Origin of the sequence: Pseudomonas sp. NUPR-001 (assembly GCF_052147955.1) — a bacterium.
Classification (GTDB): Bacteria; Pseudomonadota; Gammaproteobacteria; order Pseudomonadales; family Pseudomonadaceae; genus Aquipseudomonas.
In genome coordinates, this window is record NZ_CP197353.1 from 4461131 (window position 1) to 4479241 (window position 18111).

Below are 18111 nucleotides of genomic sequence, written 5' to 3' on the forward strand. Positions count from 1 at the left end.
ATCAAGACCTTTCATGTCGAAGATCCTCCGGCCTGACGGCGCCTGCACACGGGCACCCCGAGTGATTATAGACCCGCTGTGGCCGCCGGCACGGCGAGGATGAACTCGCGGTAGCCGGACACAATCACATAGACCGCGAAGTAGCCAAAAATCGCCGACGACAACAGGTAACTCCAGGTGAGCAAGCGGTTACCCAACAGCCGCCCGCCATGACTGGCAATCAAGCACAACGACACACACCACAGCACCCCGGCGGCAAAAAAGCCGGACAAAAACAGGCCGGCATCCATCAGACTGCCACCGCCGGATCGCGAAATCAGCACACCGCCGACCGCCGCGAACCAGAGGATCGAACTGGGCGACGACATCGCCAGGAAGATTCCGCGCAAAAACTCACGCCAGGACGACTCCACCACCACTTCCCCGGGTTGCACATGGCCTTCCCCGCGCCAGGCTGCCAGAAACATCTTCACCGCAAACCACACCAGCATCACCGAGCCGCCCAGCCACAGCACCCAGCGCACGGTCTCGAACTGCAGCAACACAGTCATGCCCGCCAGCGCTGCGATCGCAAACAGCAAATCGCCGACACAGGTCCCCAGGCCAAGCCAGAACCCCTGAAGGAAACCGCGCTGCATCGCCAGGGTAATCATGGCGATATTGGCGATACCAATATCCAGACACAGGGAAAGGCTGAGCAGAAATCCATTGGAAAAGGGCATGGGTATTCCATTAGCGGGCAGTGAAGACGGGCGCTATTAGAACGGGAATAACCATGGTTGTATTGGAAAAAGTTGCCCTTTGCCTTAGCCCGCCAACACCTGCGCATACCGCTGCCGATCAACATTGGCGCCACTGAGGACCACCGCCACCTTGCGCCCCTGCTGACGTTCGCGCTCCTGAAGCAATGCCGCCAGCCCCGCCGCCCCTGCGCCTTCTGCGGTGTTGTGCGTATCTTCGTGGTAGATGCGCATGGCCTGGGCGATCTCGTCATCGCTGACCCTGACGATCCGCGCGGCATGCTGGTGGATGATCTCGAAGGCTTCCGGCACCGGCATGCGGCAGGCCATGCCGTCGGCAAAGGTGTTGGCCGTGGCGGTGGTAACGATGCGGCCTTGCTCGAAACTCAAGGCAAAGGCGTCGGCGGCGCTGGACACCACACCCACGATCTCGGTCCGCAGCCCCAGCAGGTTGCGCGCCTGGATCAACCCGCAAATGCCGGAGCCCATGCCAATCGGCACATACACACAATCGAGCTCGGCCACCGCGTCGAACAGTTCCAGTGCATAGGTGGCAACCCCGCGCACCAGTTGCGGGTGGAACGACGGCACCATTTCATAGCCATGCAGTTGCGCCTGACGCGCGGCTTCTTCCCGGGACTGATCGAAATCAGCACCGTACTCGATCAGTTCAGCGCCTTGCGCGCGCATCGCCGCGTTCTTTTCTCGGGAGTTGCCTTGTGGCACCACGATAATGATCGGCAACCCGGCATTGCGCGCGGCCAGGGCCATGCTCTGCCCGTGGTTACCACGGGTGGCAGTGACCAGGCCACGCACCTGCGGCTTGTGCTCAAGCAGCCACTGCACATACAGCAGGCCGCCGCGTACTTTGAACGCACCGGTCGGCGCATGGTTTTCATGTTTGACCCACACCTCGCAGCCCAGGCGCTCGGCCAGTCGCGGCCAGGCATATTGAGCCGTGGCAGGCACATGGGCATGCACCAGGCGGGCAGCTTCACGCAGGGCACTCAGGTCGAACATGGAACACCTCGGTCGCAGTGGATTTGACCTGATCCTAGCGCCGGGCCATTGTATGGGTAAAACCTTATATTGCATGGCCAACAATAAATGTGGACCCCTACCCTCCCCGACAGCGAGCAACCGCGTTACCTGGCACTGGTCGATGCGATTGCCGACGCCATCGAGTGCGGCGACCTCAAGGTCGGTGAACGCCTGCCGCCACAACGCCGCCTGGCCTGGGCGCTCGGGCTCAATCCCAGCACCACCCAACAGGCCTACCGTGAAGCGGCGGTAAGGCACCTGGTCAGTGGCGAGGTCGGGCGCGGCACTTACGTGCTGGCCGGCAGTAAAGAAGCCACGCTGTTCCACCTCAAAGAACAAAGCGGCCCGTCGCAACTGATCGACCTGTCCACCAACGTGCCAGTGATCGATCCCCACAGCGATGACATCGAACGTACCGTGCAGACGTTGCTGCACGAGGGCGCGGTGCGCAGCCTTGAGCATTACCTGAGCGCCGACGCATTGTTGATGGCCCGTGCGCAAGGGGCGGCGTGGCTGGCCAATCGCGGCTTGCACCTGAGTGCCAGTCAGGTTCTGTTATGCGGCGGCGCGCAACAGGGGCTGTTCAGCCTGCTGCTGTCGCTGTGCCAGGCCGGTGAGCCGGTGCTGGTCGAGGCCCTGACCGCTCCCGGCATCAAAGCCGCCTGCCGCCAACTGCGCCTGCCCCTGCACGGTATCGCCCAGGACGACCAAGGCATTCTGCCAGACGACCTTGACCGGGTTGCCCGGGCAACCGGAGCGCGAGTGGTGGTGCTTACCCCGAGCCTGCAGAACCCTACCGGTGCCTGCATGGGCCGTGAACGCCAGCAGGCCGTGGCCGAGGTGGTGCGTCGGCATGGCCTGCTGCTGATCGAGGACGATGTCTATGGCGCGCTGACCGATCAACCGCCGCTGTGGCCCTTGCTGGGGCAACAGGGAATACTGATCAGCAGTTTGTCGAAAACCGTCGCAGCGGGGCTACGTCTGGGCTGGATCGTCGCTGACCCGCTGCTGCTGGCCAGGGTTGATCCGCATGCCCAGGCCACCCATTGGCAGGTATCGCCGCTGAACCTGCAGATTGCCTGCCGCTGGATCAGCGACGGCACAGCAAACCGCAGGCTGGCCTGGCAACGCGAGGAGGTTGCCCAACGCTGGCGCCTGGCGCGCAAGCTGCTGGGCAGTGAGCGGCTTTACGCCCAGCACCCTTCGCCACATATTTGGCTACGCTGCCCGCTGCCAGCCCAAACCCTGGTGCAGCGTTGCCGGGCCAATGCAGTCGAAGTGGTGCCAGTCGATGTATTTGCGGTGAAACAGAGCGAGTTGTCGGCAGTGCGCATCAGCCTTTCAGCCGCCAGCAGCCGTGCACAGTTGAAACAGGCCCTGGTGCGGGTAGCCCAGGCGATGGAGGCAACATGAGTGGTGTGTTTCGTCAGGCCGAGCAATTTCTGGCCGCCCTTGATCCACAGTGGGCCGCGCACATTCAGGCCATCGGCCCGTGCCTGCACCAACCGCGCCCGGAACGTGATCCGTACCAGGCACTGGTACGCGCCATTGCCTACCAGCAACTGCATGTGAAAGCCGGCGATGCCATTCTCGGGCGCTTTCTGGCGCTGTATCCAGGGTGTGACTTTCCCAGCCCGGAGCAAGTACTGGCGACGACACCGGAACAACTGCGCGCCTGCGGTTTTTCCGCCAACAAACTGGCCACGATCCAGGGCATCGCCAAGGCGCGCCAGCAAGGGCTGGTGCCCGACCACCAACAGGCGCTGACACTCGACGATGAGCAATTGATCGAACGCCTGGTGAGCTTGCGTGGCGTCGGCCGCTGGACCGTGGAAATGCTGCTGATCTACACCCTCGAGCGCATGGACATCCTGCCCGCCGATGACTTTGGCGTACGCGAGGGCTACCGCCGCCTGCAAGGCCTGGACGCGCAACCCAACCGCCGACAGATGATCGAGCTTGGAAATGCCTGGCGCCCCTATCGAACCATTGCCGCCTGGTACCTGTGGCGCGTGCCGAGTACACGAATTTGAACGCAAGACCCGGAGTTTCCATCGCGGCTCACTCCCCTACTCTGGACCTGTCCCTACTCACCCAGAGCATCCCGGCATGAGCCAAGACAAACCCCGCATCAGCGAAACCGACCCACGCTGGCAAGCGATCCTGGCCCGCGACGCAGCAGCCGACCAGCGCTTCGTGTATGGCGTGCGCACCACGGGTGTGTATTGCCGACCCAGCAGCAGTGCGCGGCGACCACGCATCGAGAACGTCGAGTTCTTCGACACCCCGGCACAAGCCGAAGCCGCCGGCTATCGCCCGAACAAACGGCACGCGGCAGACCAGACGCTAATGGCCGAACAACACCGGGCACAGGTCACCCGCGCCTGCCAGCTGATCGTACAGGCCGAGTCGGCCCCCAGCCTCAACCAACTGGCCGAGCAGTTGAACATGAGCCCTTATCACCTGCACCGTGTGTTCAAGGCCATCACCGGCGTCACCCCCAAGGCGTACGCTTCGGCGCATCGAGCAAGTAAAGTGCGCACACAGCTACACAGCGCCGGTAGCATTACCGATGCGCTGTACCAAGCCGGGTTCAATTCCAACAGCCGCTTTTACGAATCCAGCAATGCCCGTTTGGGCATGACCCCGGGGTCTTACCGGGCCGGAGGGGCTAACACCACGATTCGTTTTGCCATTGGCCAATGCTCTTTAGGGGCGATTCTGGTGGCGCAGAGTGACCGCGGTATCTGCGCCATTCTGCTCGTCGATGATCCGCAAGTACTCCTGGAAGATCTGCAAGACAAGTTTCCCAACGCGAACTTGCTCGGTGGCGATGCCGAGTTTGAATCGCTGGTGGCCAGAGTGGTGGGATTGATAGAACTACCGGCGGTCGATCTGGATCTACCGCTTGATTTGCGTGGCACTGCTTTTCAGGAACGGGTCTGGCAGGCCTTGCGCAGTATCCCGGCAGGCACCACCGCCAGCTACGCCGAAATTGCCCAACGGATAGGCTCGCCCAAGGCGGTGCGCGCCGTCGCTCAGGCCTGCGCCGCCAACGCCCTGGCCGTGGCCATTCCCTGCCACCGCGTGGTGCGCAGCGACGGCAACCTCTCAGGTTACCGTTGGGGCGTTGAGCGCAAGCGCCAACTGCTGGAACGTGAACGTCAGTAAAGCGCTAAGGGTTGCTCGGGCCGGGTTGATCAGCCGTTGCTGCAACCATTACCCATGGCGCGGTACTCAAGGGTATGACGCTGCCCCTGGTGGTCTTCATAGACCATGGTGGCGGGTACTACTTCACAGACATTGGGAAGCGTCGACAAACTGATCACCTTGGCAATATCCAGGTTGGTCGAGTAGTCGTATTGTTCATACACCGGCTGAGTATTGGCTGTTTTAACTTCATCAGCCAGGGCAAAAGAAGAAACACCAACAAGCGCAAGTACAAGTAAACTTTTCATAATAATAAGCCTGCAAAGCAATCAAACTAATCGATTGACTTCATTGGCCAACAGGGGCGCGGAGAAGTTGCTATATCTGACACTAGGACATAACACGAAGTACCGGTCCCGCTGCTATTTCTTGTGGGGACAAACATAGTTTACAAGTTGCCAAACACGGTTAAATCCCTGAACTTAACATTCACTGTTACCGAATCGGTAACAATCCGCCGGGATTCTCACCCTCGACAGGCGCCGTCACTGCGTGTAAAAGCCCGAGCCAGAGCCGCTGCCGGGACATTGCCATGACCACCTTACGCTACTGCCTGCTGACCGAAGCCGAACGGCCGCTGCTGAATAAATTCTACAAAAGCCAGGGTTCGTCCATGCGTGCAGCCGCTCAAGGGCAGCTTTGGGTGGCACGGGCAGAGGCAATCATCGCCGCGTTGTGCCTGAGCGCAGTACCGGGTGGCAATTGGCTGACAGGCTTATGGGTAGCGCACGATTTCCGAGGCCAGCAGATTGCCCGAGGTCTGGTCGACGCGGCGCTGCAGCGCTGCGAAGGCAGCGTCTGGCTGTTCTGCCACCCCGACCTGTTGCCCTTCTATCAACGCCTGCAGTTCGACCCTTGCACAGACATGCCTGCGATTTTGGCTGAACGCCTGGAACGCTACCAGCGCAGCAAGCGCTTGCTGGCGATGCTGCGTACTCAGTCGTCGCTGGCAGGGTCTAGCCCGGGAAACAACACGTCGGTGTAGCCGAACTTGTTGAAGTCATGGATGCGCGACGGGTACAAACGCCCGATCAAGTGATCACATTCGTGCTGCACGACGCGGGCATGAAAACCGTCGGCCAGGCGATCGATCACCTGGCCTTGCGGATCGATGCCTTCATAGCGAATGCTGCGAAAGCGCGGCACAACACCGCGCAAGCCCGGCACCGAGAGGCAGCCTTCCCAACCGTCTTCGACTTCGCTGCCTAATGGGGTGATCTGCGGATTGAGCAGGATGGTCTGCGGCACCGGCTCTGCATCCGGGTAACGCTCGCTGCGTTCGAAGCCGAAGATCACCAACTGCAAATCGACACCGATCTGCGGCGCCGCCAGGCCTACACCGCCGACGTGGCGCATGGTTTCGAACATGTCAGCAATCAGCTGCTCGAGTTCGGCGCTGCCGATCAGGTGCGCAGGTACCGGTGGCGCGATACGCAGCAGGCGTTCATCGCCCATTTTCAGAATGTCACGAATCATGGGATGTACGACTCAAGGGTTCACCTTCCGGCGTGGCCGGGTGGTCGAGCGAATGATCGCGGCCCAGCCCGGAAACATGCTTTTTATCATGATCCTCCGTCAGCTCGCCTGCTTCTTTTTCACCCGGATTTTTACCTTCAGTAGACATATGCTCGATCACCGCATTCATCTCCGCGCCTAACAACAGCACGGCAGCAGAAATATAGAAATACAGTAGCAACACAATAATCGCGCCGATACTTCCATACATCGCGTTGTAGTCTGCGAAGGTTTTTACGTAATAACCAAAGCCTAACGAGGCAACAATCCACACCACCACCGCCAGCACGGAGCCGGGGGTAATAAAGCGAAACTCCTGTTTGACGTCGGGCATCACGTAGTAGATCAAGGCGACCGCCACCATCATCAGAATGATGATCGCCGGCCAGCGCAATATCGTCCACAAGGTGACAATGAACTCCTGCATGCCAATCTGCGCGGCAATCCACTCCATCACCTGCGGCCCCAGCACCATCAGGGCGGCCGCTGCCAGCAACATTCCGGCGATACCCACGGTGTAGATGATCGACAAGGGAATGCGCTTCCACACCGGGCGGCCTTCAACCACGTCATAGGCGGCGTTCATCGCCCCCATCATCAGCCGCACACCCGCTGAGGCCGTCCACAGGGCAATGACAATACCCACCGAGAGCAAGCCGCCTTTGGACTGCTGCAATTGGTCGATCACCGGGTTGACCTGCTCCAGGGCCTGGGGCGGCAACACCAACTCCGACTGCAAGCGCAACCAGGAGAAAAAGTCCGGCAGGTGCAGAAAACCAATCAGGGCGATGAGAAACAACAGGAAGGGAAACAGCGAAAACAACATCTGGTAGGCCAATGCCGAGGCATAGGTAGACATCTCGTCATCGAGAAATTCCTTGACGGTGCGCACCAGCACGCGATGCAACGGCAAGCCGCGCAAGTCGGGGAAAATCATAGCGTCTCCTTTCGCCACTGGAGGGTCATGGCCACGGTTCCTCATTAAGGTCTGCAGTAAAGTCTAAACGACGATCAACGCAAAGTTGCTATTGATTGCTGCAGATAGCACAACGGCCACTTATCGCGGCCGTTGCGGAACTGCTCCTACATCAATCAAGGCTTTTTCACTGCATCCTTGACCTTACCGGCCACTTGCTGGGCTTCGCCTTTGATTTCCTGAGCCTTACCCTCGGCGCGCAGCCGGTCGTTGTCGGTGACCTTGCCGATGCCTTGCTTGATGTTACCAACCGCTTCGTTGGCCATGCCTTTGACTTTGTCTTTAGTGCCACTCATGGGAGTTCTCCTGAAGGGGAAAAACGGGCTGTCAGCGTTGACAGTCAGTGGACCCATGGCCGATTGGCAGAGTTTCAATTATTTTCCCGGCGGCCAACTCCCTGGCCGGTCAGCGGTTCAACGCCTGGCACTGGTTGCGCAGGTCACTGTCTTTGATGCTGCCGCAGCCGCCCTTGCCTTGCTTGGCATAGCAATAATTGCGTTGGTCACTGTCAGAGATCGATCCGCAACCGCTACCACGGGTTTCGGCGTAGCAGGCATTGCGCAGGTCAGCATCGCCGATCGAGCCACAGCCGCTGCCGCTTTGACGGGCGTAGCAGTAGTTGCGCTGATCGCTGTTGGAGATCGAGCCGCAACCACTGCCGCGGGTTTCGGCGTAACAGGCGTTGCGCAAGTCAGCATCGCGGATCGAACCACAACCACTGCCGCCTTCCCGGGCATAGCAATAATTGCGTTGGTCAGCATCGCGGATACTGCCGCAGCCGGCATAGGCATAACTGCTGAGCAGCATCAGCAGCGCTATCAAGACTTTCATGGGTAATCTTCCGTGGGGGCAGGTCAATACTGGCAACACCTTAAGATGCCATCAAATTGAGATCAAACCCTGTGTAAAGTTCCGCCCACGCGCACGCCGCTTTATGTTTGCGTGCGATCCCAGCACAATAGTCGACCTTTCAAGCGTCACCCGTAGGAACCTGCATGAAACTCGACAAACCCGCCGCCATCGCCCGTCGCAATCTGGAACTGGGAAAACCGGTACTAACCAGCGACAACACCCTGTTTGCCGTGCTCGACAACAAGCGCAGCCTGTGGTGGTTTGATGTGCCGGTGAAACTGGTATTGCGCAAAGGCGCGGCCGACTGGGTCAACCTGCTGCTGCACACGCCTGAAACTGACGAGTTGCAACATTTGAAGGTGCCGGTGAACTTCCTCAAGGCGCATCTGGAAAAAGTGGAAGTGCGCCACCCCGGCAAGCGGCGCTCCACCATCAGCCTGGCCCTGAGCGCCGACCGCGACTCGTTGCTCCAGGACCTGCGCCCGGGCGGCGAAAACCTGAACTTTGCAGGCTTTCGCCAGGCCTGATCAGAGCAGTTCGATGCGGTCAGCGTGGATGACGATGCGGCCATCCTTGTACAAGGCGCCGATGGCCTTTTTGAAGTTGCCCTTGCTGACCCCGAACATATCGCTGATCACCTGCGGGTCACTCTTGTCGCTGACCGGCAGCACGCCATTGGCGTCCTTGAGTTTGCTCAGGATCTTGTCGTTCAGGCTGCTGGCCAGCGCCTGGCCGACCGGCTGCAGGCTCAGGGCAATCTTGCCGTCGCTGCGCAGCTCCTTGATGTAGCCCTTCTCCTGCTTGCCCGAACGCAGGAACTTGAACACCTCGTTCTTGTGAATCAGGCCCCAGTGCTTGTTGTTGATGATCGCTTTGAAGCCCATAGGGGTTTCTTCGACCACCAGCAAATCGACTTCCTGGCCGGTGCTGTAGTTGGCTGGCACCTTGTCCAGATAGCGATCCAGACGCGCAGTGGCGGTGATCCGCCGCGTGCGTTTGTCCAGGTAGGCATGCACCACGCAGTACTCGCCCTGGCGCATCTGGCGCTTTTCTTCGGAGTACGGCATCAACAGGTCTTTAGGCAAGCCCCAGTCGAGGAAGATACCGATGCTGTTGATTTCCTTGACCTTGAGGCTGGCGAACTCGCCGACCTGCAGTTTGGTCTTTTCAGTGGTTGCGATCAGCTTGTCTTCACTGTCCAGGTAGACGAAGACGTTCAGCCAATCTTCGACCTCGGTGGGCGTGTCCTTGGGAATGTAGCGGTTAGGCAGGAGGATTTCGCCATCCGCGCCGCCATCCAGGTACAGGCCGAAGTCCGTGTGTTTCACGATTTGCAAACTGTTGTAACGCCCAACTAAAGCCATTTCCGGAAATCCTCATTGCGAGCCCGGCATTCTACACCCAACCGGCAAAAGGAACCGCAATGAGCCATGCTGTTCTATAAACACAAGCAAGCCACTGCAAGGATTTGCCATGTACGCCTGCCTGTCCAAGTACTTGCGCCCCTGCCTGTTTCTGCTTGTCCCGGCCCTCCTGGCCGTGGCCTGCAGCCGCATTGACCTGGCCTACCGCAACCTTGATGTGCTGGTGCCCTGGTCGCTCGACGACTACCTGAACATGAACCGCGAGCAAAAAGCCTGGCTCAACCAGCGCCTCAAACAACACCTGGCCTGGCATTGCCGCACCCAGTTGCCGGGCTATCTGACCTGGATCGATGAAGTCCGACAAATGGTCGTCAGCGGTCAGGTGACCGATCAGCAGGTACAGGCCCGCACCCAGGAGGCCAAGCAGGCCATTGCCAAAGTGGCCGACCAGGTCACGCCTTCTGCGGCGCAGTTGCTCAAGGCGATGAACGACGAGCAGGTGCGCGAGATGCGTCAGGCTTTTGCCGAAGACATCCGCGAGCGTCAGGCCAGGTTGGCCAAAACACCCTTGGCCCGCCAGGTGGAAGCGCGAGCCGAACGCATGGAGAAGCGCTTGACGCCCTGGTTGGGCGAGCTGAATACGCAGCAGCAAGTGCGGATCATGCTCTGGTCGCAAAGCCAGGGCGAACAGAGCCGTCAATCGATTGCCAACCGGGCCAACTGGCAGGCGCAGTTCAGTGCGGCCATGGATCAGCGCAACAGCGCGGCTTTCGAGCCGCGCCTGGAGCAGCTGTTAAAACACCGCGACAGCCTCTGGACCCCGGAATACCGCGTGGTCTACCAGCGCAGCGAACAGGCCGCGCAGCAGTTGCTGGTAGACCTGATGGCGCAAAGCAGCGCACAGCAGCGCCAGCACCTGGAGCTCAAGCTCAGCCAGGTGCGCAAAGACTTCAGCGAGCTGAAATGCCTGAAAAGCTAACCCACCCTCAAAAAAATGCAGACACTGTGGGAGCGGGCTTGCCCCGCGATAGCGATCTATCTGTCACATCGCTTCGCGGGGCAAGCCCGCTCCCACCGATCCTGCTTGGACAGTTGCTCCCACCTACCGCGGTTTGCGGCGGTAGGGGAAGACGTCGATCACTTTGCCGCCGCGGATCGCTTCCTGCAGGCTCTTCCAGTAATCGGCATCGTACAGCTCGCCATGCAGTTGGCTGAACAGCCGACGCTGACCGCTGTCGGCAAACAGGAACGGCGGAAACTCTTCCGGGAACACGTCATGCGGGCCGATCGAGTACCAGGGCTCACCAGACATTTCGTCTTCCGGGTAACGCGGCGGCGGGATGTAGCGGAAGTTGACCTCGGTGAGAAAACAGATTTCGTCGTAGTCATAGAACACCACCCGGCCATGGCGGGTGACGCCAAAGTTCTTCAGCAACATATCGCCGGGAAAGATATTCGCCGCCGCCAGTTGCTTGATGGCCATGCCATAGTCTTCCAGCGCTTCGCGCACCTGGGCGTCGTTGGCGTGCTCCAGGTAGAGGTTGAGCGGGGTCATGCGCCGCTCGGTCCAGCAGTGGCGCACCAGCACGGTGTCGCCCTCCACCGCCACCGTCGACGGCGCCACCTCCAGCAGCTCGGCCAGGCACTCGGGCTCGAACTTGCTCAACGGAAAGCGAAAGTCGGAAAACTCCTGGGTATCGGCCATCCGCCCAACCCGATCAACGCTTTTCACCAAACGGTACTTCTCGATCACCGTGGCCCGATCCACGCTCTTGGACGGCGAGAAGCGGTCTTTGATGATCTTGAACACCGTATTGAAGCCCGGCAGAGTAAATACGCTCATGACCATACCGCGCACACCCGGGGCCATGATGAAACGATCGTCAGTGCTGGCCAGATGGTTGATCAAAGCACGGTAAAACTCGGATTTACCATGCTTGTAGAAGCCGATCGAGGTGTACAACTCGGCGATGTGCTTGCCCGGCAGGATGCGCTTGAGAAAGCTGACAAAGTCAGCCGGTACCGGCACATCCACCATGAAATACGAACGGGTGAAGGAAAAGATGATCGACACTTCAGCTTCATCCGTGATCAACGCATCGATCTCGATGCCATGCCCCTCGCGGTGCAGCAAAGGGATCACCAGTGGCCACTGTTCATCCTGGGTATATAGGCGCCCAACCAGGTAAGCGCCCTTGTTGCGATACAGCACCGGTGAAAACAGCTCCACCGCCAGTGCCGGGTCTTTGCAGACCCAGTCCGGCAGGCTCTCGCGCAACTGCCCTTCGAGCCGCGCCAGGTCCCCTTCGAGGTCACCGTAGGCGACGTCAAAGCAATAGTCGTCGAAGATCTGCGTCAACACACTGGCCAGGCCACTTCGGGGCCGATAGGTGCGCGTTTGTGCCGCTCGCTCGTGACTGCGCAACGATGGCCTGGTGGTGTGAATGAACATCGAGCCGTCACTGATCAGGTCGTGACTGAACAGGCTGCAGAAGATCGAGTTGTACCAGGTCTCCGACAGTTCATCGTCCAGCCGTGGATCAATCAGGCCGATGTAGGCGCTTTTCACCAACGGCCACTGCGCTACATCCAGCAGCACTTCGTCCTCGAATGCCTGATGCAGCCAGCCGCTTACCTCGCTGACCTTTTCCTCATACAGATTGATACGCGCAGCCGACGCGCTCTGGGTCTGTGGCCACTGCGCTTGCTCGAAGCGGGCACGGGCGCCGATGGTGATCTGACGAAAATGCTCACGGTAATCGTCGAAACCATCGAGGATCATCCGGGCGATAGCGGCGGCCGGCCAGTGCTGGGGCATACATCAGACCTCTGCGGGAATGTCGAAGCCTGAGCTTAGCCAGTCGCCGTGAGCAGGGAAAGCCTGGCGGCACGGCGGTAATGGCCAAAATTAACGACACAGGAATTTCAACGCAAGAAAGGGAGAGAGCCTGCAATGGGTTATGGCGTAAACTCGCGCCCCGCCCCATTGGATCCAGAGCCGCCACATGAGCCCCATCGCCATCACCCGCCTGTTGATACTTGCCGCTGTGTGGGGGGCCAGTTTTCTGTTCATGCGCATCATTGCGCCGGTGCTGGGCACCATTCCCAGTGCGTTCTTTCGCGTATCGATTGCCTGTGTGGGGCTGCTGGTCATTCTCGCTCTGCTGCGGGTGCGCTGGGACTTCAACGGCAAACTCAAGGCCTGCCTGGTGCTGGGCATGATCAACTCGGGGATCCCGGCCACGCTCTATTCGGTAGCGGCCCAGGTGTTGCCGGCCGGTTATTCGGCGATTTTCAATGCCACTACGCCGCTGATGGGCGTGTTGATTGGCGCGTTGTGCTTTCGTGAGCCAATGACCCTGACCAAACTCAGCGGGATTTTCCTGGGGTTGTTCGGCGTCGGCATCCTCAGTGGCGCGGGGCCGGTGGCGTTTGACCATCAACTGCTGCAAGGCGCCCTTTCGTGCCTGGCGGCGACCACTTGCTACGGCTTTGCCGGCTTTCTGGCGCGGCGCTGGCTCGACCAGCAGGGCGGTCTCGACAGCCGACTGTCGGCGCTGGGCAGCATGATGGGGGCGACGTTGTTGCTGTTGCCGCTGTTTGCCTACAGCGTGATGACGCAACCACCGGCAAGTTGGGGCGGTTGGCAGGTGTGGCTTTCATTGTTGGGGCTGGGCCTGGTGTGCACGGCGTTTGCCTACATTCTGTATTTCCGCTTGCTCAGCGAGATCGGCCCGGTCAAAGCCAGTACGGTGACCTTTATGATTCCGGCCTTCGGGGTGCTGTGGGGCGCGTGGCTGCTGGATGAGCCGCTGTCGATGGCACACCTGTACGGTGGCGTGTTGATTGCTGTGGCGTTGTGGTTGGTGCTTAAACCCACTGCAGTGCGTGCCTGATCGCGGGGCAAGCCCGCTCCTACCGGTAGGAGCGGGCTTGTCCCGCGAAAGCGAGGTCAATCAACCTGAAGCTGTAACCCCGGCTTGCGGAACACGAACAGCAACCCGATCACGATCAGCCCCATACCCAGCACACTCAATGCCGCCAGGCGGTTACCGAAGATCAGGTAGTCCATCAGTGCCGTCACCGCTGGCACCAGGTAGAACAGGCTGGTGACATTGACCAGATTGCCACGGGCGATCAGCCGGTACAGCAGCAGGGTCGCCAGCAGCGAAACCACCAGCCCCATCCATAGCAAGGCCCCGATAAAACTGCCGGTGAACTCGACGTGCAGCGGCTGCAGCGGCGCAATCAGCGCACACATCAGCAGCCCGGCGATGTACTGCAGCGGCAAGGTTCCCATCGGGTTGCTGGTGATGCGCTTTTGCATGATCGAGCCCCAGGTCATGCTCGCCAGCGCCAGCAAGGCGAACAGCATCCCGGTCAGGGAAACGCCGCCCAGATTGATGCTCTGGTAAACCACCATGATCAGCCCGCTCAAGCCCAACCCCAAGCCGAACAGGCGACTCCAGGAACGCTGACGCTCCATCACCACCACAGTGAGGATGGGTTGCACCCCCATGACCGTGGCCATCACGCCAGGGGTAACCTGAGTGTTCAGTGCCAGCAAATAGAAGATCTGATAGGCGCCGAGCAACACACACCCGGTCGCCAGCGCCTGCCACACCGCCGCTCGCCCGCGCGGCCAGCGCAACTTGAGCAACGGCGCGAGCAGCAGCAAGCCGCACAGGGCCAGCGCCGAGCGCATCAACAGAAAGGCAAAGGGACTGGCATGGGCAAGGCCCAGCTTGGAAACGATCGCCCCGCTACTCCAGAGCAGGACGAACAGGCTGGTGGTGGCCGCCGAGGCCACGGTTTCTTTCGATAGAGCAAACATGAATGCCACCTGTAATTCGGGCAAATAAGCCGAACGGTGCCGCCCGCGCGGGGCAACTAACCGTATTCAGTAGGGTGCAAAAGTGTCGGGACGCAGCGATTGGCCGCTTAGCCCAGCACTACCACGCGACTGACAGGTGGTGGGTAGTGACTGATCATGGCCGGCTGCTGAGCCCCACGCACGACTACCACCGCGTTGGGCGCGGTAGCGAATACGGTGCTGAGTGGGGAAGCTGGCATGAGCAGGTCTTCGGTGAGGTGAAGTGGATCTGACTATAGCGGTGAGTTTATCGCGGGGCAAGCCCCCACCTGGCCTGTGGGAGCGGGCTTGCCCCGCGAACACGGGCGAAGCCCGTGCCATTCACCGCAGTGCCTGCTTCGCGGGGCAAGCCCGCTCCTACAGGAGCCCCGCGATGCTTTATCAGAACAACCAGCGGTACAACAGGTATGCCACCACCACCGCCAGCACCGGACGCAGCACCCGGTACATCTTGGGATTGGCACGCTTGAATTGCTTGACCTGGCCACTGATCACGTTGCTGAAGCGCTTGCTCCAGGCATACGCCTGGTTGATCCCGCCGACCCGTTCGTCATCGGTGTTCTGCGGCGCGGTAGCACGGCCGAGGAAGGCACTGACCTTACGGTTGATACGGGTCATCAGCGAGCTGTTGAGCGGGCGCTCGACGTCGCAGAACAGGATCACCCGCGTCGTTTCGGTTTCGTTCTTCACCCAGTGCACGTAAGTTTCATCGAACATCACGTCTTCACCGTCGCGCCAGGCATAAGGCTGACCATCAACGTAGATCCGGCAGTTGTCTGAGTTCGGCGTCGACAGGCCCAGGTGATAACGCAAGGAACCGGCAAACGGATCACGGTGCGGGTTGAGGTGACTGCCACCAGGCAGCAGCGCAAACATCGCGCCCTTGACGTTGGGGATGCTGTTGACCAGTTCCACGGTTTTCGGGCACAGCACCTCAGCCGACGGCAACGCTTTGTCGTACCACTTCAGGTAGAAACGCTTCCAGCCTTTCTTGAAGAAGGAACCGAAGCCTGCGTCGTTGTCTTTCTCGGCAGCCCGGATGTAGCCCTCATCGAACAGGTGCATGGCCTCTTCGCGAATGACTTGCCAGTTGTCCTTGAGCACGTCCAGCTCGGGAAAGCGTTCGCGGTCCAGGTATGGCTTGGATGGCACGCCAGAGAACAGGTACATCAAGGCGTTATAAGGGGCGAACAGCGCCGAGTGGTTGACGAACTGGCGCAGCATTGGCAAGCGCGCCTTGCCGCGCAGGTGTACGTACAGCGTGCTGCCGAAAAACAGCAGCAATACACCGGCCTTGGCGACAAAGGAAAAAGTCATGCATCACTCCTTGGAATTTCGATCAGGCTATCGCTGCCTGATTAATCGAGCATCATAAACTGATCCGGCCCCGGTAAAAATAACCGTTGCCAGCATTCAGTGTTAAGGATTGTGCAATAAACCCCGGCGCATTTTTTTGCGCCGGGTCAGCCTCGAAGCCCGTTACTGCAGGTTTTCCTGGTCGGTGAACAGGTCGCTGAAGAGCATGCTCGACAAGTAGCGCTCACCGGAGTCGGGCATAATCACCACGATGGTCTTGCCTTGCATTTCCGGTTTTTCTGCCAGGCGCACCGCCGCCGCCATGGCCGCACCACAGGAAATCCCGCAGAGAATCCCCTCTTCCTGCATCAAGCGCAGGGCCATGGCCTTGGACTCCTCGTCGCTGACCAGCTCGACCTGGTCGACCATGCTCAGATCAAGGTTGTTCGGCACAAAACCGGCACCGATGCCCTGGATCTTGTGCGGGCTTGGCTTGATCTCTTCACCGGCCAGCGCCTGGGTGATCACTGGCGATACCCGTGGCTCTACCGCCACCGAAAGGATCTGTTTGCCCTGGGTCTGCTTGATATAACGCGAAACGCCAGTAATGGTGCCGCCGGTGCCGACACCAGCGACCAGTACATCGACCGCGCCGTCGGTATCGTTCCAGATTTCCGGACCGGTGGTTTTTTCGTGGATCGCCGGGTTGGCCGGGTTATCGAACTGGGCCGGCATGAAGTATTTGGACAGGTCGCTGGCGACGATTTCGGCGGCCTTTTCGATGGCGCCTTTCATGCCCTTGGCAGGTTCGGTCAACACCAGTTCGGCGCCGAGGGCCTTGAGCACCTTGCGGCGTTCGATACTCATCGACGCCGGCATGGTCAGCATCAGCTTGTAACCACGGGCTGCAGCGACGAACGCCAGGCCGATGCCGGTGTTACCCGAGGTCGGCTCGACGATGGTCATGCCGGGCTTGAGCTTACCGCTGCTTTCGGCATCCCAGATCATGTTCGCGCCAATCCGGCATTTGACTGAATAGCCCGGGTTGCGCCCTTCAATCTTGGCCAGAATGGTCACCCCACGCGGGGCGATGCGGTTGATCTGAACCAGCGGCGTGTTGCCGATGGAGTGCGCATTGTCAGCAAAGATACGGCTCATGACGGGGGTCCTTTTAGCACCGGAGCAGAAAACTTCAAGGGTAAGCCTGCCTCTTGGGCGAGTCCACCCCTGACACCTTTTGCAAGGTTCTGGCCCTGACCAAGTCAGCAAGTGACGCTCCATTCAGAGACTGAATAGAGCGTCTGCGTTCCCAGTCGCCCGGAGCCCGCGTTATAGTCGCGTATAACAATTTTTCCGCCAGGGGCTGCTTACCCCGGCGCTACGGTAGAGGATCGGTTCATGAAGTTCGAAGGCACCCGCTCATACGTCGCCACAGACGACCTGAAACTGGCAGTCAACGCGGCGATCACCCTGGAGCGGCCGTTGCTGGTCAAGGGCGAACCCGGCACCGGCAAAACCATGCTCGCCGAACAGCTGGCCGAATCCTTTGGCGCCAAGCTGATTACCTGGCACATCAAATCGACCACCAAGGCCCATCAAGGCCTCTACGAGTACGATGCGGTCAGCCGCCTGCGCGATTCGCAACTGGGCGTCGACAAAGTCCATGACGTGCGCAACTACCTGAAGAAAGGCAAGCTCTGGGAAGCGTTCGAATCCGAAGAGCGGGTGATCCTGCTGATCGACGAAATCGACAAGGCCGACATCGAGTTCCCCAACGACCTGTTGCAGGAACTGGACAAGATGGAGTTCTACGTTTACGAGACCGACGAGACGATCAAGGCCAAACAGCGCCCGATCATCATCATTACCTCGAACAACGAGAAAGAACTGCCCGACGCCTTCCTGCGCCGCTGCTTCTTCCACTACATCGCCTTCCCGGACCGCGACACCCTGCAGCAGATCGTCGATGTGCACTACCCCAACATCAAGAAAGACCTGGTCAGCGAAGCGCTGGATGTGTTCTTCGATGTGCGCAAGGTGCCAGGCCTGAAGAAAAAGCCGTCCACCTCCGAGCTGGTCGACTGGCTCAAGCTGCTGATGGCCGACAACATCGGCGAAGCCGTGCTGCGTGAGCGCGATCCGACCAAAGCCATCCCGCCCCTGGCCGGTGCCCTGGTGAAAAACGAACAGGACGTGCAACTGCTTGAGCGCCTGGCGTTCATGAGCCGTCGCGGTAACCGCTGA

The 18111-nt window shown here is 59.9% G+C and carries 21 protein-coding genes; 8 read left to right on the forward strand and 13 right to left on the reverse strand.

Features of this window, described 5'->3' with window-relative positions; genetic code table 11:
• Positions 1-65: 65 nt before the first annotated feature.
• Together ACP6KB_RS20325 and ACP6KB_RS20330 are read right to left on the reverse strand one after the other, a co-directional pair.
• A complete protein-coding gene (locus tag ACP6KB_RS20325; protein WP_442109074.1) occupies positions 66-722 on the reverse strand; it encodes a LysE family translocator in 657 nt (218 codons plus the stop codon).
• Positions 723-806: 84 nt separating this feature from the next.
• Positions 807-1760, reverse strand: coding sequence for a threonine dehydratase (locus tag ACP6KB_RS20330; protein WP_442109075.1), 954 nt, complete (start codon positions 1758-1760; stop codon positions 807-809).
• Between the two features lie 87 nt (positions 1761-1847).
• On the opposite strand from ACP6KB_RS20330, the gene ACP6KB_RS20335 reads away from it, so the two are divergent.
• The 3 genes from ACP6KB_RS20335 to ada all read left to right on the forward strand — a co-directional run bounded on the left by ACP6KB_RS20335 (position 1848) and on the right by ada (position 4952).
• Positions 1848-3194 (forward strand): aminotransferase-like domain-containing protein, encoded by a 1347-nt coding sequence (locus ACP6KB_RS20335; RefSeq protein ID WP_442109076.1) that lies wholly within the window; start codon positions 1848-1850, stop codon positions 3192-3194.
• Positions 3191-3814 (forward strand): DNA-3-methyladenine glycosylase family protein, encoded by a 624-nt coding sequence (locus ACP6KB_RS20340; RefSeq protein ID WP_442109077.1) that lies wholly within the window; start codon positions 3191-3193, stop codon positions 3812-3814. The genes ACP6KB_RS20335 and ACP6KB_RS20340 overlap by 4 nt, the downstream gene beginning before the upstream one ends.
• 76 nt (positions 3815-3890) lie before the next feature.
• A complete protein-coding gene (gene ada, locus ACP6KB_RS20345; RefSeq protein ID WP_442109078.1) occupies positions 3891-4952 on the forward strand; it encodes a bifunctional DNA-binding transcriptional regulator/O6-methylguanine-DNA methyltransferase Ada in 1062 nt (353 codons plus the stop codon).
• A 29-nt stretch (positions 4953-4981) separates the two neighbouring features.
• On the opposite strand, the gene ACP6KB_RS20350 is transcribed toward ada, so the two are convergent.
• Complete coding sequence (locus ACP6KB_RS20350) at positions 4982-5239, reverse strand: DUF2790 domain-containing protein (protein ID WP_442109079.1); 258 nt, start codon at positions 5237-5239, stop codon at positions 4982-4984.
• A 284-nt stretch (positions 5240-5523) separates the two neighbouring features.
• On the opposite strand from ACP6KB_RS20350, the gene ACP6KB_RS20355 reads away from it, so the two are divergent.
• Complete coding sequence (locus tag ACP6KB_RS20355; RefSeq protein ID WP_442109080.1) at positions 5524-5976, forward strand: GNAT family N-acetyltransferase; 453 nt, start codon at positions 5524-5526, stop codon at positions 5974-5976.
• On the opposite strand, the gene def is transcribed toward ACP6KB_RS20355, so the two are convergent.
• From def to ACP6KB_RS20375, 4 genes are all read right to left on the reverse strand, one after another.
• Positions 5928-6467 (reverse strand): peptide deformylase, encoded by a 540-nt coding sequence (gene def / locus ACP6KB_RS20360; RefSeq protein ID WP_442109081.1) that lies wholly within the window; start codon positions 6465-6467, stop codon positions 5928-5930. The two genes, ACP6KB_RS20355 and def, sit on opposite strands and share 49 nt — an antisense overlap.
• The gene (locus ACP6KB_RS20365) at positions 6457-7443 is read right to left on the reverse strand and encodes a YihY/virulence factor BrkB family protein (protein WP_442109082.1); all 987 of its coding nucleotides are present in this window, start codon (positions 7441-7443) and stop codon (positions 6457-6459) included. Before ACP6KB_RS20365 ends, def begins: the two co-directional genes overlap by 11 nt.
• Positions 7444-7598: 155 nt before the next feature.
• Positions 7599-7778 carry a CsbD family protein gene (locus ACP6KB_RS20370; RefSeq protein ID WP_128322283.1) on the reverse strand — a complete coding sequence of 60 codons (180 nt, stop codon included), beginning with the start codon at positions 7776-7778 and terminating at the stop codon, positions 7599-7601.
• A gap of 109 nt (positions 7779-7887) precedes the next feature.
• On the reverse strand, positions 7888-8313 hold the full coding sequence (locus ACP6KB_RS20375) for a hypothetical protein (RefSeq protein ID WP_442109083.1): 426 nt from the start codon (positions 8311-8313) through the stop codon (positions 7888-7890).
• A gap of 164 nt (positions 8314-8477) precedes the next feature.
• Between ACP6KB_RS20375 and ACP6KB_RS20380 the strand changes: the two genes are divergently transcribed.
• On the forward strand, positions 8478-8861 hold the full coding sequence (locus ACP6KB_RS20380; protein ID WP_442109084.1) for a hypothetical protein: 384 nt from the start codon (positions 8478-8480) through the stop codon (positions 8859-8861).
• Here the strand turns inward: ACP6KB_RS20380 and ACP6KB_RS20385 are convergent, their stop codons facing one another.
• Positions 8862-9698: a CvfB family protein gene (locus ACP6KB_RS20385; protein ID WP_442109085.1), complete on the reverse strand. Its 837-nt coding sequence runs from the start codon at positions 9696-9698 to the stop codon at positions 8862-8864. It abuts the gene before it with no gap.
• Between the two features lie 109 nt (positions 9699-9807).
• Here ACP6KB_RS20385 and ACP6KB_RS20390 point away from each other — a divergent pair, with 109 nt between their 5' ends.
• Complete coding sequence (locus tag ACP6KB_RS20390) at positions 9808-10677, forward strand: DUF6279 family lipoprotein (RefSeq protein WP_442109086.1); 870 nt, start codon at positions 9808-9810, stop codon at positions 10675-10677.
• A gap of 123 nt (positions 10678-10800) precedes the next feature.
• On the opposite strand, the gene aceK is transcribed toward ACP6KB_RS20390, so the two are convergent.
• Positions 10801-12516, reverse strand: coding sequence for a bifunctional isocitrate dehydrogenase kinase/phosphatase (gene aceK / locus ACP6KB_RS20395; RefSeq protein WP_442109087.1), 1716 nt, complete (start codon positions 12514-12516; stop codon positions 10801-10803).
• Positions 12517-12703: 187 nt separating this feature from the next.
• Here aceK and ACP6KB_RS20400 point away from each other — a divergent pair, with 187 nt between their 5' ends.
• On the forward strand, positions 12704-13594 hold the full coding sequence (locus ACP6KB_RS20400; RefSeq protein ID WP_442109088.1) for a DMT family transporter: 891 nt from the start codon (positions 12704-12706) through the stop codon (positions 13592-13594).
• 56 nt (positions 13595-13650) lie between these two features.
• Here the strand turns inward: ACP6KB_RS20400 and ACP6KB_RS20405 are convergent, their stop codons facing one another.
• The 4 genes from ACP6KB_RS20405 to cysK all read right to left on the reverse strand — a co-directional run bounded on the left by ACP6KB_RS20405 (position 13651) and on the right by cysK (position 17025).
• Positions 13651-14532 (reverse strand): DMT family transporter, encoded by an 882-nt coding sequence (locus ACP6KB_RS20405; protein WP_442109089.1) that lies wholly within the window; start codon positions 14530-14532, stop codon positions 13651-13653.
• 107 nt (positions 14533-14639) lie between these two features.
• The gene (locus ACP6KB_RS20410) at positions 14640-14771 is read right to left on the reverse strand and encodes a hypothetical protein (RefSeq protein WP_442109090.1); all 132 of its coding nucleotides are present in this window, start codon (positions 14769-14771) and stop codon (positions 14640-14642) included.
• A 181-nt stretch (positions 14772-14952) separates the two neighbouring features.
• Positions 14953-15888, reverse strand: coding sequence for an aspartyl/asparaginyl beta-hydroxylase domain-containing protein (locus tag ACP6KB_RS20415; protein ID WP_442109091.1), 936 nt, complete (start codon positions 15886-15888; stop codon positions 14953-14955).
• 162 nt (positions 15889-16050) lie between these two features.
• Complete coding sequence (gene cysK / locus ACP6KB_RS20420) at positions 16051-17025, reverse strand: cysteine synthase A (RefSeq protein ID WP_442109092.1); 975 nt, start codon at positions 17023-17025, stop codon at positions 16051-16053.
• Between the two features lie 240 nt (positions 17026-17265).
• Between cysK and ACP6KB_RS20425 the strand changes: the two genes are divergently transcribed.
• On the forward strand, positions 17266-18111 hold the full coding sequence (locus tag ACP6KB_RS20425; protein WP_133217446.1) for an AAA family ATPase: 846 nt from the start codon (positions 17266-17268) through the stop codon (positions 18109-18111).